This window comes from Thiomicrolovo immobilis, assembly GCF_039645955.1.
GTDB classification, from domain to species: Bacteria; Campylobacterota; Campylobacteria; order Campylobacterales; family Sulfurimonadaceae; genus Thiomicrolovo; species Thiomicrolovo diazotrophicus.
This window is the reverse complement of the sequence record NZ_CP147916.1, coordinates 399,685-419,580: the sequence shown is the minus strand read 5'-3', so window position 1 is coordinate 419,580 and position 19,896 is coordinate 399,685. Positions and strand designations below refer to the sequence as shown.

General features: G+C 59.2%; 16 protein-coding genes and 1 tRNA gene. 10 read left to right on the top strand and 7 right to left on the bottom strand.

The features are described 5' to 3' along the window. Window positions 1-28 precede the first annotated feature (28 nt). Entirely contained in the window at window positions 29-1,504 is a 1,476-nt protein-coding gene (gene gpmI, locus WCX72_RS02160) for a 2,3-bisphosphoglycerate-independent phosphoglycerate mutase (RefSeq protein WP_345970638.1), read from the bottom strand. Window positions 1,505-1,646: 142 nt separating this feature from the next. Here gpmI and mraY point away from each other — a divergent pair, with 142 nt between their 5' ends. The 6 genes from mraY (at window position 1,647) to proB (ending at window position 10,193) form a co-directional block, all read left to right on the top strand. After that, the gene (gene mraY / locus WCX72_RS02155; RefSeq protein WP_345970637.1) at window positions 1,647-2,708 is read left to right on the top strand and encodes a phospho-N-acetylmuramoyl-pentapeptide-transferase; all 1,062 of its coding nucleotides are present in this window, start codon (window positions 1,647-1,649) and stop codon (window positions 2,706-2,708) included. Window positions 2,709-2,717: 9 nt separating this feature from the next. After that, window positions 2,718-3,956, top strand: coding sequence for a UDP-N-acetylmuramoyl-L-alanine--D-glutamate ligase (gene murD, locus WCX72_RS02150; RefSeq protein WP_345970636.1), 1,239 nt, complete (start codon window positions 2,718-2,720; stop codon window positions 3,954-3,956). 42 nt (window positions 3,957-3,998) lie between these two features. Next, window positions 3,999-4,074, top strand: a tRNA-Phe gene (locus WCX72_RS02145). Between the two features lie 267 nt (window positions 4,075-4,341). Continuing rightward, entirely contained in the window at window positions 4,342-7,932 is a 3,591-nt protein-coding gene (locus WCX72_RS02140) for a bifunctional proline dehydrogenase/L-glutamate gamma-semialdehyde dehydrogenase (protein WP_345970635.1), read from the top strand. Continuing rightward, window positions 7,933-9,417 (top strand): sodium/proline symporter PutP, encoded by a 1,485-nt coding sequence (gene putP, locus WCX72_RS02135; RefSeq protein ID WP_345970634.1) that lies wholly within the window; start codon window positions 7,933-7,935, stop codon window positions 9,415-9,417. It abuts the gene before it with no gap. Further along, window positions 9,414-10,193 carry a glutamate 5-kinase gene (gene proB, locus WCX72_RS02130; protein ID WP_345970633.1) on the top strand — a complete coding sequence of 260 codons (780 nt, stop codon included), beginning with the start codon at window positions 9,414-9,416 and terminating at the stop codon, window positions 10,191-10,193. Before putP ends, proB begins: the two co-directional genes overlap by 4 nt. On the opposite strand, the gene WCX72_RS02125 is transcribed toward proB, so the two are convergent. The 5 genes from WCX72_RS02125 to WCX72_RS02105 all read right to left on the bottom strand — a co-directional run bounded on the left by WCX72_RS02125 (window position 10,190) and on the right by WCX72_RS02105 (window position 13,955). Continuing rightward, window positions 10,190-10,828 carry an HAD family phosphatase gene (locus WCX72_RS02125; protein ID WP_345970632.1) on the bottom strand — a complete coding sequence of 213 codons (639 nt, stop codon included), beginning with the start codon at window positions 10,826-10,828 and terminating at the stop codon, window positions 10,190-10,192. The two genes, proB and WCX72_RS02125, sit on opposite strands and share 4 nt — an antisense overlap. 1 nt (window position 10,829) lies before the next feature. Further along, window positions 10,830-11,153, bottom strand: coding sequence for a hypothetical protein (locus WCX72_RS02120; protein ID WP_345970631.1), 324 nt, complete (start codon window positions 11,151-11,153; stop codon window positions 10,830-10,832). 109 nt (window positions 11,154-11,262) lie between these two features. Continuing rightward, complete coding sequence (locus tag WCX72_RS02115) at window positions 11,263-12,120, bottom strand: ARMT1-like domain-containing protein (protein WP_345970630.1); 858 nt, start codon at window positions 12,118-12,120, stop codon at window positions 11,263-11,265. Next, window positions 12,121-12,615 carry a 5-(carboxyamino)imidazole ribonucleotide mutase gene (purE, locus tag WCX72_RS02110; RefSeq protein ID WP_231020171.1) on the bottom strand — a complete coding sequence of 165 codons (495 nt, stop codon included), beginning with the start codon at window positions 12,613-12,615 and terminating at the stop codon, window positions 12,121-12,123. 50 nt (window positions 12,616-12,665) lie between these two features. After that, window positions 12,666-13,955, bottom strand: a complete 1,290-nt coding sequence (locus WCX72_RS02105; RefSeq protein WP_345970629.1) for a peptidase U32 family protein — start codon at window positions 13,953-13,955, stop codon at window positions 12,666-12,668. Between the two features lie 86 nt (window positions 13,956-14,041). Here WCX72_RS02105 and WCX72_RS02100 point away from each other — a divergent pair, with 86 nt between their 5' ends. From WCX72_RS02100 to leuA, 4 genes are all read left to right on the top strand, one after another. Beyond that, window positions 14,042-14,821, top strand: coding sequence for a histidinol-phosphatase HisJ family protein (locus tag WCX72_RS02100; protein ID WP_345970628.1), 780 nt, complete (start codon window positions 14,042-14,044; stop codon window positions 14,819-14,821). Window positions 14,822-14,947: 126 nt separating this feature from the next. Then, the gene (gene glnA, locus WCX72_RS02095) at window positions 14,948-16,378 is read left to right on the top strand and encodes a type I glutamate--ammonia ligase (RefSeq protein WP_345970627.1); all 1,431 of its coding nucleotides are present in this window, start codon (window positions 14,948-14,950) and stop codon (window positions 16,376-16,378) included. Between the two features lie 111 nt (window positions 16,379-16,489). Then, window positions 16,490-17,386: an ATP-binding protein gene (locus WCX72_RS02090; protein WP_345970625.1), complete on the top strand. Its 897-nt coding sequence runs from the start codon at window positions 16,490-16,492 to the stop codon at window positions 17,384-17,386. 133 nt (window positions 17,387-17,519) lie between these two features. Next, window positions 17,520-19,190: a 2-isopropylmalate synthase gene (gene leuA, locus WCX72_RS02085; protein ID WP_345970623.1), complete on the top strand. Its 1,671-nt coding sequence runs from the start codon at window positions 17,520-17,522 to the stop codon at window positions 19,188-19,190. 222 nt (window positions 19,191-19,412) lie between these two features. Here leuA and WCX72_RS02080 read toward each other — a convergent pair whose 3' ends face one another. Continuing rightward, a complete protein-coding gene (locus WCX72_RS02080; RefSeq protein ID WP_345970622.1) occupies window positions 19,413-19,886 on the bottom strand; it encodes a hypothetical protein in 474 nt (157 codons plus the stop codon). Between the last annotated feature and the right edge of the window lie 10 nt (window positions 19,887-19,896).

Here is a 19,896-nt window from a genome sequence, read left to right as displayed (position 1 = left end):
ACTCCTTTGATTGTTTAGTTTGCCCGGATTACAACAGGCTGTCGTCCATCTCGGCCGGTTTTGCCACGCCCATCAGTTCGAGGACCGTCGGGGCGATGTTGTTGAGGCCGCCGGGGTGTACTTTTTCGACGCCATTCGCCATGACAAAAGCCCAGACCTTGCCGACGGTGTGGTTCGTGAGGACGTTGCCGTCCTCGTCCCACATCTCCTCGCAGTTACCGTGGTCGGAGGTGAGGACCATCGCATAATCGTCTGCTTTCGCTTTCTCCACGATACGGCCGAGTTCATGGTCGACGGCTTCGACGGCCTTGATGGCGGCGTCATAGACACCCGTGTGCCCGACCATGTCACCGTTGGCGAAGTTGACGACGATGAAATCGTACCCTTCATCCATCGCGGTCAAGACGGCATCGCCGACTGCGGAGGCGCTCATCTCCGGCTGCAGGTCATAGGTCTTGACCTTCGGGCTCGGCACGAGCACCCGCGCTTCGTTCGTATAGGGCTCGTCGATCCCGCCGTTGAGGAAGAAGGTGACGTGGGCGTACTTCTCCGTCTCCGCCGTATGGAACTGGCGAAGCCCCTGATTGCTGATCACTTCCGCCAGGGTGTTTTTCGGCGTCTCTTTGCGGAAGAGGACCGGGTAGGTGAAGCTTTTGTCATACTCCGTCATCGTTGCCAGATTCGCCACGGCGAAGGGGCGATCAAACTCGGCAAAATCCGGCGAAGCCAGCGCCGTCGTTATCTCGCGGACGCGGTCGCTGCGGAAATTGGTGACGAGCACGGCGTCGCCCGCTTTCATCCCCTCGTAGCCGTCGAAGGCCGCCGGCACGATGAACTCGTCCGTCTCTTTCCTGGCGTAGGAGGCTTCGATATAGGCCGCGGGTGCGAGGTCGGAGGCGGGCTGCGCCGACACGATGGCGTCGTAGCCGCTCTGGACACGCTCCCAGCGGTTGTCCCGGTCCATCGTATAGAAACGTCCGCCGATGGTCGCAATGCGCACCTTCGCGCTCAGCGCCTCCTGCAGTTTCTCCAGGTAGTGGGGCGCGGACGTCGGTGAAACGTCACGCCCGTCGGTAATAAGGTGGAGCCATACCCTCTTGCCCGCCGCTTCGGCGATCTTTGCCAGCGCGATCGTATGGTCGAGGTGCGAATGGACCCCCCCGTCGCTGAAGAGGCCGACGAGGTGCAGCGTGTCGGAGCTCTCAAGCAGCGCCGTCAAGGCCGGGTTGCCCACCAGGGTGCCCTCGGCGACGGCAAGGGAGATCTTGACCAGGTCCTGGTAGAGTACGCGGCCGCTCCCGATGGTCATATGCCCCACTTCCGAGTTCCCCATCTGCCCCTCGGGCAGACCGACGCTGAGACCGAAAGTGTCGATCAGCGCGTGGGGTACTTCGGCAAAGAGTTTCTCATAGGTCGGCTTTTGGGCATGGTAAAAAGCGTTCGCTTCCGTCCGTTGGCTGTAGCCGACCCCGTCCGTAATTACGAGTACAGTCTTTTGTCCCATAAAAATCCTTCACGAAGGGTTTTCCGGGAGCTGTCGGAACTCCGGAAATCCCCTTAAACATATAATGACGGCAATTATATTAAAATAGCACTTTTTACTCACTTTATCCCCGGTATAAGTGAAAACTCTTTATGGACTGATAATGCTTTACTGGTTTTACGAACTTCTGGATATCAACCTGCTGCAATACATTACCGTCCGTGCCGGCGTCGCCTTTTTCCTGGCGCTCTGCATGACCCTTTTCCTGATGCCCCGCTTCATCCGCTGGGCGCAGAAGACCTCCAGCGTCCAGCCCATTAACGACTATGCGCCCGACCGCCACCGCGAGAAAGCGAAGACCCCAACGATGGGGGGCGTCGTCTTCATCGTTTCAACCCTGATCGCGTCGGCGATTACCGTCCGGTACGACAATTTTTTCGCCCTGGGCGGGATGCTCGTGCTCGCGCTCTTTATGCTGATCGGCTTCAAAGACGACTACGCCAAGATCGACAAGCAGCACAACCTTGCCGGCCTCACTGCCAGGGCCAAACTGCTGTTCCAGATCGTCGCCGCCCTCGCAGGCGCCCTTTTCCTGCGTTTCGCGGCGGGACTGGATACGGAACTGTATGTCCCCTTTTACAAGTACCCGCTCTTTGACATGCAGCTTTTCGCCCTCTTTTTCTGGAGCCTCGTTATGGTCGCGGCCTCCAACGCCGTGAACCTCACCGATGGGCTCGACGGCCTCGCTACGGTGCCCTCCGTCTTTGCCCTGATGACCCTGGGCATTTTCGTTTACATCATCGGACACGCCGGTCTCTCCGCCTACCTGCTGATGCCGAACTTCCCCGTCGGGGAAGCCTCCGTCGTCGCCGCGGCACTCATCGGCGCGCTCATCGGCTTTCTCTGGTTCAACTCCCACCCGGCCGAGGTCTTTATGGGCGACAGCGGTTCGCTCGCCATCGGCGCCTTTATCGGCTACCTCGGCATCGTCGCCAAGAGCGAGTTCCTGCTGCTGCTCATCGGTTTCATCTTCGTGATCGAGACCGTTTCCGTCATTATCCAGGTCGGCAGCTTCAAACTGCGTAAAAAGCGGGTCTTCCTGATGGCCCCCATCCACCACCACTTCGAGATGAAGAACTGGGCGGAGAACAAGATCATCGTCCGCTTCTGGATCATCGCCATGCTCTCGAACCTCGCCGCGCTCATTACCCTCAAAATCCGCTAAGGCCCCTCGATGCAGCAAACCCGCACCTCCCTTTTCGGCTACGGCGTCACGACCCGGGCGATCGCCAAGGCCTTCGGCCCCTGCACCTTCTTTGACGACCACGTCCACAAGCCCTTCACCGACGAGGAGGGGAACCGGGTCCGTCCGACGGCGGAGTTTGATCCGCGCTACTCCGACCTGGAGATCCCTTCGCCGGGCATCCCCCCGGAACACCCCCTGATCCGGCAGTCGGAACACCTTGTCAGCGAGTACGACCTCTTCCTCTCGCCGCTGGCGCGTCCCCCCTATACGCCGGAGCAAAAGCCTTTTACCGTCTGGATCACCGGCACTAACGGCAAGACGACCACGACGCAGATGCTCACCCACCTCCTTGCCGACAAAGGGGCGCTCTCCGGCGGCAACATCGGCACTCCCCTGGCCGCGCTGGATACCGCGTCGCCACTCTGGGTCCTGGAGACGAGCTCGTTTACCCTGCACTATACCCATGAGGCGAAACCGGACCTCTACGTCGTGCTGCCGATCACCCCGGACCACCTGAGCTGGCACGGCAGCGAACAGGCCTACATCGACGACAAACTGAAGCCGTTGGCACAGATGCGCGAGGGCGAGACCGTCCTGCTGCCGCGCGCCTATGCCGACACCCCGACGGACGCCTTTGTCATCCCCTACGACGATGCCGACGATCTCGCCGCCTTTTTCGGTTTCGAGACCGACCATATCCATTTCAAAGGTCCCTTCCTCCTCGACGCCCTGCTGGCGATGGCCGTCGACCGCATTCTTTTTGACCGGATCGACTATGCCAAGATGAACGCCTTTGTGCTCGACCCACACCGCCAGGAGGAGTTCAGCGACGCGCAGAACCGCCTCTGGGTCAACGACACCAAGGCGACCAATATCGATGCGGCCCTGGCCGCCGTCCGGCGCTACGCCGACCGCCCCATCCACCTCATCGTCGGCGGCGACGACAAGGGAGTCGATATGACACCGCTCTTCGAGGCCCTCACCGACGTTGACGTCACCCTCTATACCATCGGCAGCAACCAGGCGAAACTCGACGCTCTCAGCGCGCGCTTCGGCATCCCCTTTGAGAGCTGCGGCGTCCTGACCGAAGCGGTCAAGCGCATCGCCGACGTACACACCCCGCAGAGCGTCGCGCTGCTCTCCCCGGCCTGCGCCAGCCTGGACCAGTTTCCCTCCTATGCCGTGCGCGGTAACACGTTTAAAGAAGCCGTCTCCAATTTAAGCTAGGCTTCAATATGCCGTTGCTATAATTTCGGCCTCCTTACAAAAGGCCTGTTAGCTCAGTCGGTAGAGCAAGGGATTGAAAATCCCTGTGTCCTTGGTTCGATTCCGAGACAGGCCACCACGAAACACTATTTTTCCAATCATTTTATCCACGATTCAAAAACAGCCACTGCCTGTTCATTTTGTTTGCTTCCATACACTTGTATCGCCTCACTATCCTACCTGCTTACACGTGCTCCCCAGAATGATTTTAGCTTGCACTAAACCTAATATGTTATTGTAGGGCCTATCAGCTGTCGGAGGGTGCCGCCAAGAAGCCGGGCATCACTCCGCCCCCCGTATTGTCACCTGTACGGGGCCAATCCACACCAGTATGAAGGACCTGCCTATGCCCATTCCCCCCGAACTGTTCGAAGAGACAAAAGCCGTCGCCCGCCGGTGGCAGGAGGAGATCTCGCACCATATCGGGAAGGAGGAGCAGAAACTTCACGCGATGATGCAGCGCATGCTGAAAAACCCTATTAACAAGATCTTCCTCATCGAACTGCTCGACCAAAGCTTCCGTTCCAAAAACCCCGACCGGGTCGCCGACCAGCTCGAATACATCTTCGAAAAATACAAACGTACAGATTTCTTCAGCCACTTCGAACAGATCCTTATCTGGCTCTTTCGCGACGTCGGCATCTACGTCAGCTCCCTCTCCGTGCCGATGTTTATCAACTACCTGCGCAACGACATCAGCGCCATCGTCATTCAGGGCGAAGACCCCGTCCTCTCCAAGCACATGAAAGCGCGCCGGGCCGAGGGGACCCGGGTCAATATCAACGTCATCGGGGAGGTCGTCCACAGCGAGGCCGAAGCCGCACGGCGGGTCGAAAAATATATCGCGATGCTCGAGAACCCGGATATCGACTACCTTTCGCTCAAGATCTCCAACATGTTCTCCCAGATCCTTCCCCTGGCTCACGACAACAACGTCGCGCATGTCTCTTCCCGGCTCGAGCGGGTCTACCGGGCGGCCATCGCCAACCCCTGCCGTGACAGTGAGGAAAAGACACAGCCCAAATTCGTCAACCTCGATATGGAGGAGTACCGCGACGTCCGCATCACCATCGACGCCTTCAAAAAGGTCCTCTCCAGGGAGGAGTTCACGCAGCTGCATGCGGGCATCGTCGTCCAGGCCTACCTCCCCGATGCCCTCACCTACATCCGGGAACTGGCCGACTGGGCCAAAGCCCGCGTCGACGCCGGAGGCGCGCCGATCAAGATCCGCATCGTCAAGGGGGCCAACCAGGAGATGGAGCTGACCGAGGCCTCCTTGCGCGGCTGGCCCAACGTCACCTACGCGCACAAGGCGGAATCGGACGCCAACTACAAAAAAGCGATGGACTACCTGCTCGACCCCGCCGTCGCCCCCTACGTGCATACCGGTGTCGCCTCGCACAACCTCTTCGACCATGCCATGGCCATGCTGCTGGCGAAGGCGCGCGGGGTTGAGCAGTATGTCACCGCCGAGATGCTGGAGGGGATGAGCGAAGCGGCCTACCGGCTCCTCAAAGCTGAAGGACGCAATGTCATCCTCTACGCCCCGACAGCGACGAAGGAGACCTTTACCAATGCCATCGCCTACCTGGTGCGCCGCTTTGATGAGAACACCGCCGAGCAGAACTTCCTGCGCCACAGTTTCGGCCTGAAGGTGGACACACCGGAGTGGGAGCAGCTCGTCAAGACCTTCGACGATGCCGTCGCCCTCCTCCCCTCCGTGTCCGAAGCGCCCAACCGCACCCAGGACCGCACCCGGCCGGTCGAAAAGATCGCCGTCGATCCCGCCGTCTATCATTTTGAGAACGAGCCCGATACGGACTTTATCCTCCCCGCCAACCGCGCCTGGGCGGAAGCGATCCGCGACAAATGGCAGCATATCGGTGAGCGCGAGGGAGGCTTCAGTGCCTACCCTGTCATCGGCGGCAGGATCGTGCAGCGCGACGAAACGGTCACGGTGATCGACAAATCCCAATACCACGAGAACAAACGCACGGGCTCCTATGTCGAAGCGACCCCGGAAGATATGGCCGCTGCCATCGACACGGCCCAAGCCGACCCCGACGGCTGGCGAAAGCTGACGCCCCACGCGCGTCAGAAGATCATGATGGAGGTCGCCCACGCAATCCGAGTTGCCCGGGGCGACCTCATCGGCATTGCCGCGGCGGAGGTGGGCAAGGTCTTCACCGAGACCGATGTCGAAGTGAGCGAGGCGATCGATTTCGTCAACTTCTACCCCTACAGCGTCACCAAGCTGGCGGGGCTGACGGGAGTAGAGGCCAAAGGCAAAGGGGTCGGCCTCGTCATCAGCCCCTGGAACTTTCCCGTCGCCATTCCCACCGGGGGGATCGCCGCGGCTCTCGCGGCAGGCAACACGGTGATCCTGAAACCCGCCGAAGCCTCCATCCTCACCGCCTACCGCCTCTGCCAATGCTTCTGGGAAGCGGGGGTCAGCATGAACACCCTGCAGTTCATCCCGGGACGCGGGTCAGCGGTCGGGGAGCATATGATCCCCAGCAAGGCGATTGATTTTACGATTTTCACCGGCGGCGAAGAGACGGCCTACCGCATCATCAAAGCCCGTCCCGACATTCACCTGAGTGCGGAAACGGGAGGCAAGGACGCTACCATCGTCACGGCGATGGCGGACAGGGACCAGGCGATCGGCCACGTCATGGCCTCGGCCTTTCACAACTCCGGGCAGAAGTGCTCGGCGACATCGTTGCTTGTACTGGAAAAAGAGCTCTACGACGACGAGGAGTACAAACGGCAGCTCAAAGAGGCGGCGGAGTCCATACAGACCGGTTCCGTCTGGGATTTCAGCAACCGCGTCGGTACCCTCGTCGACCGCCCCGCGGGCAAACTGGCGCAAGCCCTCGAGCTCCTGGACGAGGGAGAGGAGTGGCTGCTGGCACCCGACTATGCCGACAGAGGCAATCCCTATATGCTCACCCCCTCGATCCGCTGGGGAACCGCGTCGGGGGATTTCTGCCACATGAACGAGCTTTTCGGCCCCGTCCTCAGCGTGATGCGCGCCGAGGACCTCGAAGACGCCATCGGGATCGTCAACGCCACCGGCTACGGCCTCACCTCCGGGTTGGAGTCCCTCGACCACCGCGAACAGGAGCAGTGGAAAGCGACGCTGCTCGCGGGGAACCTCTATATCAACCGCGGCACAACCGGGGCGATCGTGCTGCGTCAGCCCTTCGGCGGGATGCGCAAATCGGCCATCGGCAGCGGCAGGAAAGCGGGCGGCTTCAACTACGTCAGCCAGTTTATGGATATCACCTACCGTGAAACCAACCTCTACGAGTCCTGTTCCACGCCCTTCACCGACCGTATGCGGGTGATGCTCCAGCGCGACACCGTCTTTCACGACGAGTGCGAGAAGGCCCTGCGCCACCTCTGCCACTTCGCACACTGGCACGAGACCGAGTTTATGAAACCCCATGACTATGCCCATATCCGCGGGGAGTCCAACGTCATCCGCTACCTGCCGGTCGAAAGCGTCCTGATGCGCCTCGTGGAGGGGGACCGCCTGGAGGAGGCGCTTGCCACGATCATGGCTGTCAGGATGGTCGGTGCGCGCCTGCACATCTCCCTGCCCGAACACTCTAAGCAGGCGGAGTTCCTCTGGCTCGAATCGAAGCAAGCGAGCCTGCTCGGGGAGCACGACGCCATCACCCGCGACAGCGAGGCGGTCTTCATCGACCGGATCCCCCATTACGAACGGGTCCGCTCTCTCCGCCCCGAGAACGTCTCCCCGGCCCTCTTCGACGCCGTTGCCGACCGGGCCGTCTACATCGCCAGGGAACCCTTCGTCGCCCACGGGCGGATCGAACTGATGCACTACTTCATCGAACAGAGCATCTCCAACAGCTATCACCGCTACGGCAACCTCGGCATTGCCGGCCTGCACCTGGAAGAGGAGGTATAAATGCAGACACCCATACTGATCTCGTTCGGCCTTTACATGCTTGTGATGGTGGCCATCGGCCTCTATTTCTACTTTAAAACCGAGGACCTCGGCGACTATGTGCTCGGCGGGCGGGGTCTCGGTCCCGGCGTCACGGCGCTGAGCGCGGGGGCCTCGGATATGAGCGGCTGGCTGCTGCTCGGGCTGCCCGGTATGATGTACAGCGACGGGATCGCCGGCAGCTGGATCGCCGTCGGTCTGCTGATCGGCGCTTACCTGAACTGGCACTACGTCGCCCGGCCGCTGCGCATCATGACCCACCGCCTGGACGACGCCATCACGATTCCCGACTACTTCGCCAACCGTTTCGGCGATGCCAAGGGCCATCTGCGCGTCATCACCGCCCTCGTGATTTTGCTTTTCTATACCCTCTACACCTCCTCGGGCCTCGTCGGCGGGGCCAAGCTCTTCGAAGCGACCTTTCACCTCGACTACGCCGTCGCCCTGGCCGTCGGCAGCATCATCATCGTCTCCTACACCTTCCTGGGCGGCTACAACGCCGTCAGCTGGACGGACTTCATCCAGGGGATCTTGATGATGCTCGCCCTTATCGTCACGCCCGCGGTCGTCATCACCCACCTCGGCGGCCTCTCCGCCGCCCTGGAGCTGATGGAGTCGATCGACCCGACCCACCTCGACATCGTCCACGGCACCGGCGTCATCGGCATCCTCTCCCTGATGGCCTGGGGGCTGGGCTACTTCGGGCAGCCCCACATCCTCGTACGCTTCATGTCGATCCGCAGCGAGGACGAGATGCACCACGCCAAGGCGATCGGCATGGGGTGGATGGGCCTCTCTATTATTGGCTCGCTGGCCGTCGGCTTCTTCGGCCTCGCCTACGTCGTCTCGTCGGGTACAGACCTCGCCGATCCCGAAAAGATCTTTATCACCCTCTCCCAGCTGCTCTTCAATCCCTGGATCGCCGGCTTCCTCCTCGCCGCCATCCTCGCGGCCATCATGAGCACGATCGATTCGCAGCTGCTGGTCTCCTCGTCGGTCCTGACGCGGGACATTTACCATGCCACCTTGCGCAAAAAGGCCTCAGACAGGGAGCTGGTCTGGGTCGGACGGGCAACGGTCATCGCGATCGCCCTGATCGCCTGGTACCTCTCCACGGACAAAAACTCCAGCGTCCTCTCCCTCGTCGCCTATGCCTGGGCCGGCTTCGGGGCGGCCTTCGGGCCGCTGATCATCCTCTCGCTTTACCGGCGCGACATCACCAAAGGAGGGGCGATTGCCGGTATGGTAACGGGAGCGCTCACGGTCATCGTCTGGAAACAGCTCGAAGGGGGCCTTTTTGAACTCTATGAACTGCTGCCGGGGTTTGTGGCAGGCTGGGTGGCCATCAGGCTCGTTTCACCGGTAACGCCCCCGGTCCCCGAATCGATCTTGCACCGCGTTGAAGAGACTAGCGGCGATTTCAGACGCAAGAAAGGGGAAGCGTGAGCAAGCGTATCGTCATCAAAGTCGGCAGCGCCGTCCTCACCGAGGGCAACCGGATCGCCAGGGAGCGTATCCTCGCCCTCGTACAGATGATCGCCGACATCCGCGGGCAGTACGACGTCATCCTCGTTACCTCGGGAGCAGTGGCGGCCGGTTACTGCGCGCTGAAACTCGACAAACGCGAACGGGTCGGCAAAAAAGCCCTGGCGGCCGCCGGTCAGCCCATTTTGATGAGCAGCTACAAAAAAGAGTTCGACACCTACCATATCGATACGGCGCAGATTCTTCTGACGGAGGACGACTTCGATTCGCGCAAACGCACGGCGATGTTCCAGGAGATCATCAACGCGCACCTGGCCAATGACATCCTCCCCATCATCAACGAGAACGACATCACCTCCACCCCCGAGCAGCTCTTCGGGGACAACGACCAGCTTTCCGCCCACGTCACCTATGCGACGGATGCCGATCTGCTCGTGATCCTCAGCGACATCCACGGCTACTACGACAAAAACCCCCGCGAACATGAGGATGCGAAACGCCACCGGGTGCTCCACGCCGTCCCGCCGGAGGCGCTGCAGGCGGACTCCACGCCCAACGACCCCTTTGCCACCGGCGGGATCGTCACCAAGCTGATGGCTGCGGACTTCCTGCTGCGGCGCGGCAAAAGGATGTTCCTCTGCAACGGCTTCGAACTCTCCACGGCGGTCCAGTTCCTGATCCACGGTGAACAGACGCTGGGAACGCTCTTCGAACCTCGGCCGCAGGCGGCAGGTTAATCCAGCAGCCCCAGCAACGCTTCGATAGTGCCGATGCGGTGGGTCGCGGCCGAGAAGTCATGCTGTGCCGTAAAGGCGTTATCGACAATGACGCACTCAATCCCTGCGCTCACCGCTGAACGCAGCCCCCGCTGCGAATCCTCGACGACAACAGCTTCATGCTTTGCGCCACCGAGCAGTTCCAGCCCTTTCAGATAGGGGTCAGGGTGGGGTTTCGCGCGGGCATATTCGCCGCTGCAGAGCACGAACTCCATGGGGTCCGTGATCCCTCTGCCGGCATGGATCAGTTCAAAATCCTCCCGTCGCGCCGAGGTGACTATTCCCATCCGGTAGCGTTCCTTGAGGGCTCTAAGCACCTCATGCACACCGGGAATGGCGATCTCCTCCGTCTGCAGGTAGTGCTGGTAGAGATCGTTGCGTCTGCTGCGGGCCGCTTCGACCGTCTCCGTGTCGTACCCCGCCTCCTCCGCGAGCAGGAACGCGCTTTGGCCGTTGATCATGATCTCCCGATAACGCGCCTCTTCAAGGGTGATGCCCATGGTGTTAAGAATTTCGACGTTGGCCCGGAAGTACCACGCCTCGGTCTCGACGAGTACGCCGTCGTTATCGAAGAGAATGTACTTTTTGCCTCGCACGTCAGAGCGTCTCGATATCGACGATCTCGATGCGGTCGCACCCTTTCTTCAGAAGCTTTTTTGCTTTCGCGTCCTCTTCTGCGAGGGTCAGCGCATCCATAAAACTCTCTTTGGGGATGGTCACCGTCTGGATCGCCTTTTTGTTCTTGATCGTCAGCGCGCCGGGGTCCGTCACCACGGCCTCGATATCCCTTTTGCCTTTGGCATAAGCATTTTTGATTGCCCGTGCAACCGCTTCGTTCTGGAGCAGATCCGCCAACGTAACACTAATTTCCAGATCACCGTCGCAGAGTACAATATACTTAATCATCATTTCACCCGTCATTCCAGTTCCTTTTTCAGGGCATAGCTAAAACCCATGCGTGGGATTTGGATATGCCTTTGTGAAACCATACCATAAACGGACGGGGCAGGATGAAAAGCGGGTTGGTATGTCAGACGAGTTTGCAGATAATGCTGCCGATCTCCGCGCCGATGGAGCGGGAGACGACGTTGCATTTGACCTTAAGCAGATAGACGAGGTCGCCGCGCGGCGCGGGGGAGAGGCATTCGTAGTTGCCCATCCCCTTGGTGAGCACCACGTCGCTCTCATCGAAGAGGTGTTGCGCCTCCTCGGACGCGCGTTCATAGACGAAGCCCGGGGTGTCGACGCCGCTGTCGACGAGGGCGGCGACCTCCGCCAGACCGTCCGCCATCGCCTCGTCGAAGGTGACGTCGTTGATAATCGGTTTGCCCCGGGTCATGTAGGTAATCGCGAGCTGCGGGTAGAGCGCTGCGACGGCTTCGATCGCCAGAGCGTCAAAGAGGTGCTCGCCGGCGTTGTCGCCGATATAGAGCAGCGTCTTCGCCCCGGAAAGGCGCTGCCGCAACGCATCGACGTCGTCGTGGGCGAAATGGGTGTGGAAGAGCCTGTCGATTTCCGTGTCGAGGTCGAAGCTCACCTCGGCGGCCAGGTCGATGACGTTCCCGGCGACGGCGACTTTGACCGCCGTCAGGAAGGGGTCGTCAGCCTTGGAAATCTGTTCGCGCAGGAAAGGAATGAAGGTTTTCGCTTTGTCGGAGGAGTGGCGCTTGACCTCATCATAGAGGTCCTTTTTCCCGGCAAGCACGGCCAGGTGTTCGTAGACTTCCCGGGCGACTTCCGGCGGCGACTTGGCAAAATCGAAAGCTTTCGACATTGCCAAAACGTCATCGTTGATTTTCTTGCGAAGTGCCGCGTCGGCACCGATCGCGTCTGCTACCCGCAGACTTTGACCGATAATACACTCAACGCAGGCATTTTCGATTTTCATTTACAGTTTGGTCTCGATCTCGAGGGAGTCCATCTCGACTTTTTTCGCCTTGGCAACGCGGTCTTCCTGGAGCTTGATGCGCAGGTCTTCGCTCTCCAGCGCCATGATCTGCATCGCGAGGTACGCCGAGTTGATCGCGCCCGCCTTGCCGATGGCGACGGTCGCGACCGGCATGCCCGCCGGCATCTGAACGGTGGAGAGGAGCGCGTCGATCCCGCTCAGCGCCGAGGCGCTCATCGGCACGCCGATGATCGGCTTGACCGTCTTGGAGGCCAGAACACCCGCGAGGTGCGCCGCCATGCCCGCCGCGGCGATGAAAACCTGGGCCCCTTTGGCTTCCGCTTCAAGGATGTACTCTTTGGTACGTTCCGGCGAACGGTGCGCCGAGGAGATGATCAGCTCATACTGTACCCCGAAGGTTTCCAGCGTATCCGCACACGATTTCATGACGTCATAGTCACTTTTGGATCCGATAATGATTGAAACGAATTTCATTTCATGCCCCTGTATTTTGATGCGGAATTATAGCGAATTCACGGCAAGCGTTAGACAGGCGGCGACTGGTCGATCCCGTCGGCAGGGATGCGGAGGAAGCTGTACTGGGGCAGTGCGCCCGGCAATACGATGGGGTTGACGTTGCCGCTGTGCACCGCGTCCCACTCCCGTCCATTTTCCGCCACGAGCTTATTGAAACGGACATACCAGCGTCCGTCGCGCTCAAAAATCGACCCGTACTCGTTTTCATAGGGCGAGAGGACCGCATCCCAAGGCGCGACGATCTCCGCCTCGTCGCCGGGGCGGGTCGTATACTTGCAGAGAAAGTGCCCGCCGTCTTCGGTTACCATGCCGCTCACCTGGTGGGTCCCCATCTGCATCGTGAAATCGAGGCTCTGGGTATCGTGCTTCTCGAAGGGGCGGTTGACGAGGTAGGCGTCGGTAAAGCCGCGGTTCTGCATCGTGTTCAGCTCCTCCTGGTAGCGTTCGCTCGGCTCCAGGCCCGCATAGTAGTCGTCGATGGCCATGCGGTACGCCTTGGCGGTGATGGCGGCGTAGTAGCTCGCCTTCGTGCGCCCCTCGATCTTGAGCGAGTCGACCGCCCCGGCATCGAGGATCTCCTTGATGTGCGAAGCGAGGTTGAGGTCTTTCGAGTTCATAATGTAGGTGCCGATGCCCGGGTCCTCTTCCAGCCGGAACAGCGTTCCCGTCTCCGGGTTTGCGGCGTAGAGTTCGTAGGGGAAGCGGCAGTCGTTGGCGCAGCTGCCGCGGTTGGGGACCCGGCCACTCTGCACGGTCGAAATAAGGCAGCGTCCGCTGTAGGCGAAACACATCGAGCCGTGGACGAACACCTCGAGCTCGAGGTCCGGCAGTTCCGCTTTGATCTGCTTAAGGTCTTTGAGCGAGATCTCCCGGGCGGCGATGATGCGGCGCGCCCCCATCTCGTAGTAGACTTTCGCATCGAGCACGTTCATGACGTTGGCCTGGGTGGAAAGGTGCAACGGGATCTGCGGGGCGAGCTTGTGTGCCAGTTGCAATACGCCCGGCGTCGCGACGATAAAGGCGTCCGGTTCCAGCGCCGCCATCGCGAGGATGTGTTTCTCCAGCAGATTCAGCTGGGAGTTGAAGGGGAACCCGTTGATGGTCGCATAGACCTTTCTGCCCCGCGCTTGGGCATAGTCGATCCCCTCTTTGAAGCTCTCCATCGTAAATTCTTTGCCCGAACGGATCCGCAGGGAAAAGTGGCTGACGCCGCCGTAGACGGCATCGGCCCCGAAGTCGATCGCGATCTTCAGTTTCTCCAGGTTGCCCGCCGGGGAGAGTAGTTCAACTTTATGCATTCTTTTTTCTTTGAATCTTTTTGCGTATTTTACCCGACCTTCTTGGTTCTCAGCCTATAATACACAATTAATATGGGAATCAAGCTATGAAAATCGACCTGCACAACCACACCTCTCTCTGCAACCACGCCGAAGGCTCGGTAGACGAATACGTCGCCGCGGCCATCGCGGCGGGTATCGACGTTTTCGGTTTTTCCGACCACGCGCCGATGGATTTCGACCCCAAATACCGTATGAAGTTCGAAGAGATGGAGCAGTACCACGGGATGGTCATGGATGCGCGGGAAAAGTATGAGGGAAAGATCGACATTCTCTTCGGCTACGAGGTCGATTACCTCGAGGGCCATATGGACACGCGCGTTCTGAGTGCCGATGTCGACTACCTGATCGGTTCCGTGCACTTCCTGGACGAATGGGGATTCGACAATCCCGAGTTTATCGGACAGTACGAGCACGAGGATATCGATGTCATCTGGGAGCGCTACTTCAAACAGGTCGAAACGATGGCCAAAAGCGGCCTGTTCGACATCGTCGGCCACCTCGACCTTATCAAGGTGTTCAAGTTCATGCCCAAACGCGACATCGTCTCTATCGCGGCTCCTGCCCTCGATGCCGTCGCCGCGGCGGGGATGACGATGGAGATCAACGTGGCGGGCTACCGCAAGCCCGTTGCCGAAGCCTACCCCTCCCCGGACCTGCTGCGAGCCGCCTTCGAGCGCGGCATCCCCGTCACCTTCGGTTCCGACGCCCACACGCCGGGGCAGATCGGCCTGTTCAGAGATGAGGCAGAGGCCCTCGCCCGCGAAACGGGGTATACGGAATGTGTATACTTCCGTAACAGAAAGCCCTACAGCGTCGCGCTGTAACGACGTATTTCCTCCCCTTCCCCCTACAAAAAGCGACAAATTGACTAATTTTTAATCACACCTCTTTCGCTAGCGTAAAGGACATTCGGCTATACTTACCGCAAACTTTCACAACAGGAGAAATCAATGGGAAAATTCGTTAACAGCATTGACGAGTTCTTTAAATACTGTGAAGAGAACGACGTCCAGTTTGTCGACCTTCGTTTCACGGACATCAAAGGTGCATGGCACCACCTCACTTACCGCATGAGCGCCGTCAACGCCGATAATCTTACAAACGGATTCCCTTTCGACGGTTCTTCCATCGAAGCATGGCAGCCGATCAACCGCTCCGACATGCTCCTCAAAGCAGACGTGCCGACAGCCTTCCTCGACCCGTTTACTGCAGATCCGACCATCATCCTTTTCTGTGACGTCTATGACATCTACAAAGGTGAAATGTACGAAAAATGCCCGCGTTCCATCGCGAAAAAAGCCCTCAAGCACGCTGAAGAGCTCGGTATCGCCGATGCAGCATACTTCGGTCCTGAGAACGAATTCTTCATCTTCGACGAAGTTCACTTTGTAGACTCCATCAACGAAGCGGGATACCGTGTCGACTCCGAAGAGGGTGAGTGGAACTCCAACACCCGTTTCGAAGAGACGTACAACACCGGTCACCGCCCGGGGACAAAAGGCGGTTACTTCCCGGTAGCGCCGACTGACTCCATGGTCGACCTGCGTGCGGAAATGATGATGGTCCTCGAGCAGATCGGTCTCGAAGTCACCCTCGGCCACCACGAAGTTGCCCAGGGCCAGGGCGAAATCGGTGTCGTCTTCTCCGACATCATCGGTGCAGCTGACAACGTCCAGAAATACAAGTACGTCGTCAAAATGGTCGCACACCTCAACGGCAAAACGGCAACGTTCATGCCGAAGCCGCTCTTCGGCGACAACGGTAACGGTATGCACACGCACCAGTCCCTGTGGAAAGACGGCAAGAATCTCTTCTACAAAGAGGGTAACTACGGTAACCTCTCCGATACGGCACTCAACTACGTTGGCGGTATCTTCAAACACGCGAAAGCCGTTGCGGCGTTCACCAACGCTTCTACGAACTCTTACAAGCGTCTGATCCCGGGCTTCGAAGCACCGAGCATCCTGACGTTCTCCAGCCAGAACCGCTCCGCTTCCTGCCGTATCCCGTACGGTGCGGGCGAAAAAGCGACGCGTATCGAAATGCGCTTCCCGGACTCTACTGCATGTCCGTACCTTGCCTTCGCCGTCATGATGATGGCCGGCCTCGACGGTATCAAGAGCAAAGAAGTTCCGGTCGGTCCGATGGACGAAGACCTCTTCGAACTGACGCTGGACGAGATTCGTGAAAAAGGTATCCCGCAGATGCCGCATACCCTCCGCGAAGCGCTGGAGGCCCTTATCGCCGACAACGAGTTCCTCAAGCCGGTCTTTACGGATGAGTTCATCACGACGTACCAGCACTACAAATTTGAACGTGACGTCTGGCCGGACGAAGGTCGCCCGACTGCCTACGAATTCAAAACAACTTACATGTGCTAATCACATACCCCCTGTTACGGGGGTAAACCCCTCTTGTTTTTTTCCGCTAAAATCAGCCCCCCTTTATCCTAGTTTCGCTATAAATAAATCATATATTCTAAACATTATTTAATGCAAAGACAGGAACGAGTGAAAGCGCCAAAGACCCAGACACTTATCGAAGACATCCTTGCCCTCTCAACACAGTGTGACAACGGGTTGCGCGAGAAGATCGAACTCCTGATCGCAAGCTATACGACCGAAGGTACCACACGCGAGCAGATGCTGGAGTCGCGGGTCCTTGAAGAGATCGATAAACGCCTGGAGCGCGAAAAAGTGCTGCAGAACCAGGCGAAGATGGCGGCCATGGGCGAAATGATGGATGCCGTCGCCCACCAGTGGAAACAGCCGCTGAATGCGCTCAGCATGTACGGTGACCTGCTCAAGATGGATTTTGAAGCCGGGGATGTCACCCTGGAATACGTCGAAAAGTTCGTCGAGGACATCCAGGAGCAGATTACCCACATGGTCTCGACGCTGAGCGAGTTCCGCACCTTCTTCCGCCCCGACAAGGAGAGCGGCCCCTTCGGGCTGAAGCGCTGTACCCAGTCGGTCCTGCTGCTGGTGCATGACGAGATGCTCCGCAACAATATCGCCGTTACCGTCGAAGAGGGGCGCGAGATCATCGTCAGCGGGATCGAGAACGAGTTCAAGCACCTGCTGCTCAACCTGCTCGCCAACGCCAAAGACGCCTTCATCGAGCGCGAAAGCAGCGTGCGGGAGATTCTGATCCGCTTCTACAAAAAAGGGGGACATATCTACATCGAGGTCGAGGACAGCGCCGGCGGGATCGACCCGGAACTGCTCGAAGAGATCTTCAAACCGAACTTCACGACCAAGCGCGACGACAAGGGCACGGGTATCGGGCTCTATATGAGCACCCAGATCGCCCAGAAGATGCAGGGCTCGCTGACCGTCGAAAACGCGAAGCGCGGCGCCATCTTCCGCCTGGAGCTCCCCCTCCCCTGACCCCCGAAAACTTTACGACTGCCTGAGCAAGTGCACCCCTGTGCTGCCGTGAACCCGAACCCGCCGACAGTTTTGCTATAATTGCGCACGATTTCTAGCAGGAGATCGACTATTTTAGTTCAAGGAGGAGCATATGAAAAATGCTCAAAGCGGTAAATACCGCCCATACCCCAAGATTGATTTGCCACAACGCCAGTGGCCGGACAACACCATCGACAAAGCGCCTCTGTGGTGCAGCGTCGACCTGCGCGACGGCAACCAGGCGCTGGTGACTCCGATGAATCTGGATCAAAAACTTGAACTATTCGACCTCCTGCTCAAACTCGGATTTAAACATATCGAGGTGGGCTTCCCCTCCGCATCCAAGGTCGAATTCGACTTTTTGCGGACCCTGGTCGAGCGAGGGCTGATCCCGGACGACGTCACCATCCAGGTGCTCGTCCAGGCCAGAGAGCACCTGATCGACAAAACTTTCGAGGCGCTCCAGGGCGTTAAAAAGGCGATCGTGCACCTGTACAACTCGACGTCGACGGCCCAGCGCAAGATCGTCTTCAAAAAAGAGCAGGACGACATCACCGCCCTCGCGCTCGAAGGCGTCGACATGGTCAAGAGCCGTGCGGCTTCTTTTGACGGCGAGATCACGCTGGAGTATTCGCCGGAGAGCTTTACCGGGACCGAGATGGAGTTCGCCGCCCAGATCTGTAACGCCGTCACGGCACGCTGGGGCATCAGCGCGGAACGCCCGGTCATCATCAACCTCCCTGCGACGGTAGAGATGGCGACACCGAATATCTATGCCGACCAGATCGAGTGGATGAGCCGCCACCTGGACAACCGCGAGCACATTCTCATCTCGACGCATACGCACAACGATCGCGGCACCTCCGTCGCGGCGACCGAGCTGGCACTGCTGGCGGGGGCGGACCGTGTCGAGGGGACCCTGCTCAGCAACGGCGAACGGACCGGGAACGTCGATATCATCACCCTGGCGCTGAACATGTACACCCAGGGAGTGGACCCTGGACTCGATTTCGGCGACGTCAACACCGTCGTCGACGTCGTCGAGCGCTGTACCGACATCGAGACGCATGTGCGCCACCCCTACGTGGGCGAACTGGTCTATACGGCCTTTTCCGGCTCCCACCAGGATGCCATCAACAAAGGGCTGGCCTACCAGCGCGCGAAGAGCGAACCGTTCTGGGAGGTGCCCTACCTGCCGATCGACCCCGCCGACGTCGGCCGGACTTATGAGAGTATCATCCGCATCAATTCGCAGTCGGGCAAAGGGGGCGTCGCCTACATCCTCGAGGACAAGTTCGGCTACCAGCTCCCCAAAAAAATGCACCCCGAGATCGGGCGCATCGTTCAGGGTATCACGGACGTCGAGGGGCGCGAACTGACGGCAGAAGAGATCCTGGGCATTTTCGAAAAGACCTATTTCGAGGTGCCGCAGTACATTGAATTCGTGGATATGGCCGTCAACTCGGAGACATCAAAAAGCGGCATCGTGACGGTCAAACTGACCTACCGGTTTGAGGGCGAGGAGATCACGAGCACGGGTCAGGGCAACGGGCCTATCGACGCCTGCCGCAAAGCCCTCGGCGAAAAGTTCCCGCACGCCTTCGTGCTGCGTTCGTACTCCGAGCACTCCTGCGGGGAGCAGTCGTCGGCCAAGGCCGTGGCCTACATCGAGATCGAAACGGAAGATTTCGGTGCGTTCTTCGGCGTCGGCCGCGACAACGACATCACCATCGCCGGAGTCATGGCGATGTTCAGCGCGCTGAACCGAGCGTATCATTCTTAATACACGCTATACGGAGCAAAGCCCCGTATAGCTACGCTCGGCCGCTGTGGCGCATGTAGCACAGCGGAATTCCGCAGCAATGCGAGGACAAAAGTACAACGCTGCTCCCGGCAGCGTCATCATCATGCATCAAATGCAACGCCCCGTCTCGCTATACCACTCTTCCCACTCGACAATCTATTTTTTTCACTCTAACCGCTACGTTACTTGTTACCGTAAAGCCTAGAAACTGATGGCGGCGGTGATCTCCGGGTAACCGCGGCGGATCGTATCGCCGTTGCTGCGGCTGTACCACTCCTCGGCCCACCCCACCGACAGGTAGGCACGTCCTTCGGCGTAGGCGATTCCCGCCCGTGCGCCGACGGTCTCGTAATCGTCATAATGGCCGCTGATGAAAGTGTGCCGGTAAAAAACACCGGCATAGGGACGAAAGGTAGGCGAAAGAGGGAGATAGTAGGTCACCGGCAGGTCAACCTCGTTCATCGTCGGCGTGCCGCCGAACCACCCCCGGTAGCCGACACCGACGGAGAGGCCGTTAAAGGCGAAGTAGTTCGCGCTGACGCCCACGATCGTGTAGGTGCTGTCAAAACCGCTGCCGGTGCCCACTGTCAGCGCCACGCTCTTTGTTCCGGCGTCAAAGACCCCCGCGTGAAGCAGAAGTGCCGTCGCCGTGATGCCAAGGGTGATCTTTGTCATGCGCTCTCCT

What these genes read in the sequence shown, in the direction of transcription:
- gpmI (WP_345970638.1), bottom strand. Translation starts at nt 1,504, where the DNA reads ATGGGACAAAAGACTGTACTCGTAATTACGGACGGGGTCGGCTACAGC.
- mraY (WP_345970637.1), top strand. Translation starts at nt 1,647, where the DNA reads ATGCTTTACTGGTTTTACGAACTTCTGGATATCAACCTGCTGCAATAC.
- murD (WP_345970636.1), top strand. Translation starts at nt 2,718, where the DNA reads ATGCAGCAAACCCGCACCTCCCTTTTCGGCTACGGCGTCACGACCCGG.
- WCX72_RS02140 (WP_345970635.1), top strand. Translation starts at nt 4,342, where the DNA reads ATGCCCATTCCCCCCGAACTGTTCGAAGAGACAAAAGCCGTCGCCCGC.
- putP (WP_345970634.1), top strand. Translation starts at nt 7,933, where the DNA reads ATGCAGACACCCATACTGATCTCGTTCGGCCTTTACATGCTTGTGATG.
- WCX72_RS02120 (WP_345970631.1), bottom strand. Translation starts at nt 11,153, where the DNA reads ATGACGGGTGAAATGATGATTAAGTATATTGTACTCTGCGACGGTGAT.
- WCX72_RS02115 (WP_345970630.1), bottom strand. Translation starts at nt 12,120, where the DNA reads ATGAAAATCGAAAATGCCTGCGTTGAGTGTATTATCGGTCAAAGTCTG.
- purE (WP_231020171.1), bottom strand. Translation starts at nt 12,615, where the DNA reads ATGAAATTCGTTTCAATCATTATCGGATCCAAAAGTGACTATGACGTC.
- WCX72_RS02105 (WP_345970629.1), bottom strand. Translation starts at nt 13,955, where the DNA reads ATGCATAAAGTTGAACTACTCTCCCCGGCGGGCAACCTGGAGAAACTG.
- WCX72_RS02100 (WP_345970628.1), top strand. Translation starts at nt 14,042, where the DNA reads ATGAAAATCGACCTGCACAACCACACCTCTCTCTGCAACCACGCCGAA.
- glnA (WP_345970627.1), top strand. Translation starts at nt 14,948, where the DNA reads ATGGGAAAATTCGTTAACAGCATTGACGAGTTCTTTAAATACTGTGAA.
- WCX72_RS02090 (WP_345970625.1), top strand. Translation starts at nt 16,490, where the DNA reads ATGCAAAGACAGGAACGAGTGAAAGCGCCAAAGACCCAGACACTTATC.
- leuA (WP_345970623.1), top strand. Translation starts at nt 17,520, where the DNA reads ATGAAAAATGCTCAAAGCGGTAAATACCGCCCATACCCCAAGATTGAT.
- WCX72_RS02080 (WP_345970622.1), bottom strand. Translation starts at nt 19,886, where the DNA reads ATGACAAAGATCACCCTTGGCATCACGGCGACGGCACTTCTGCTTCAC.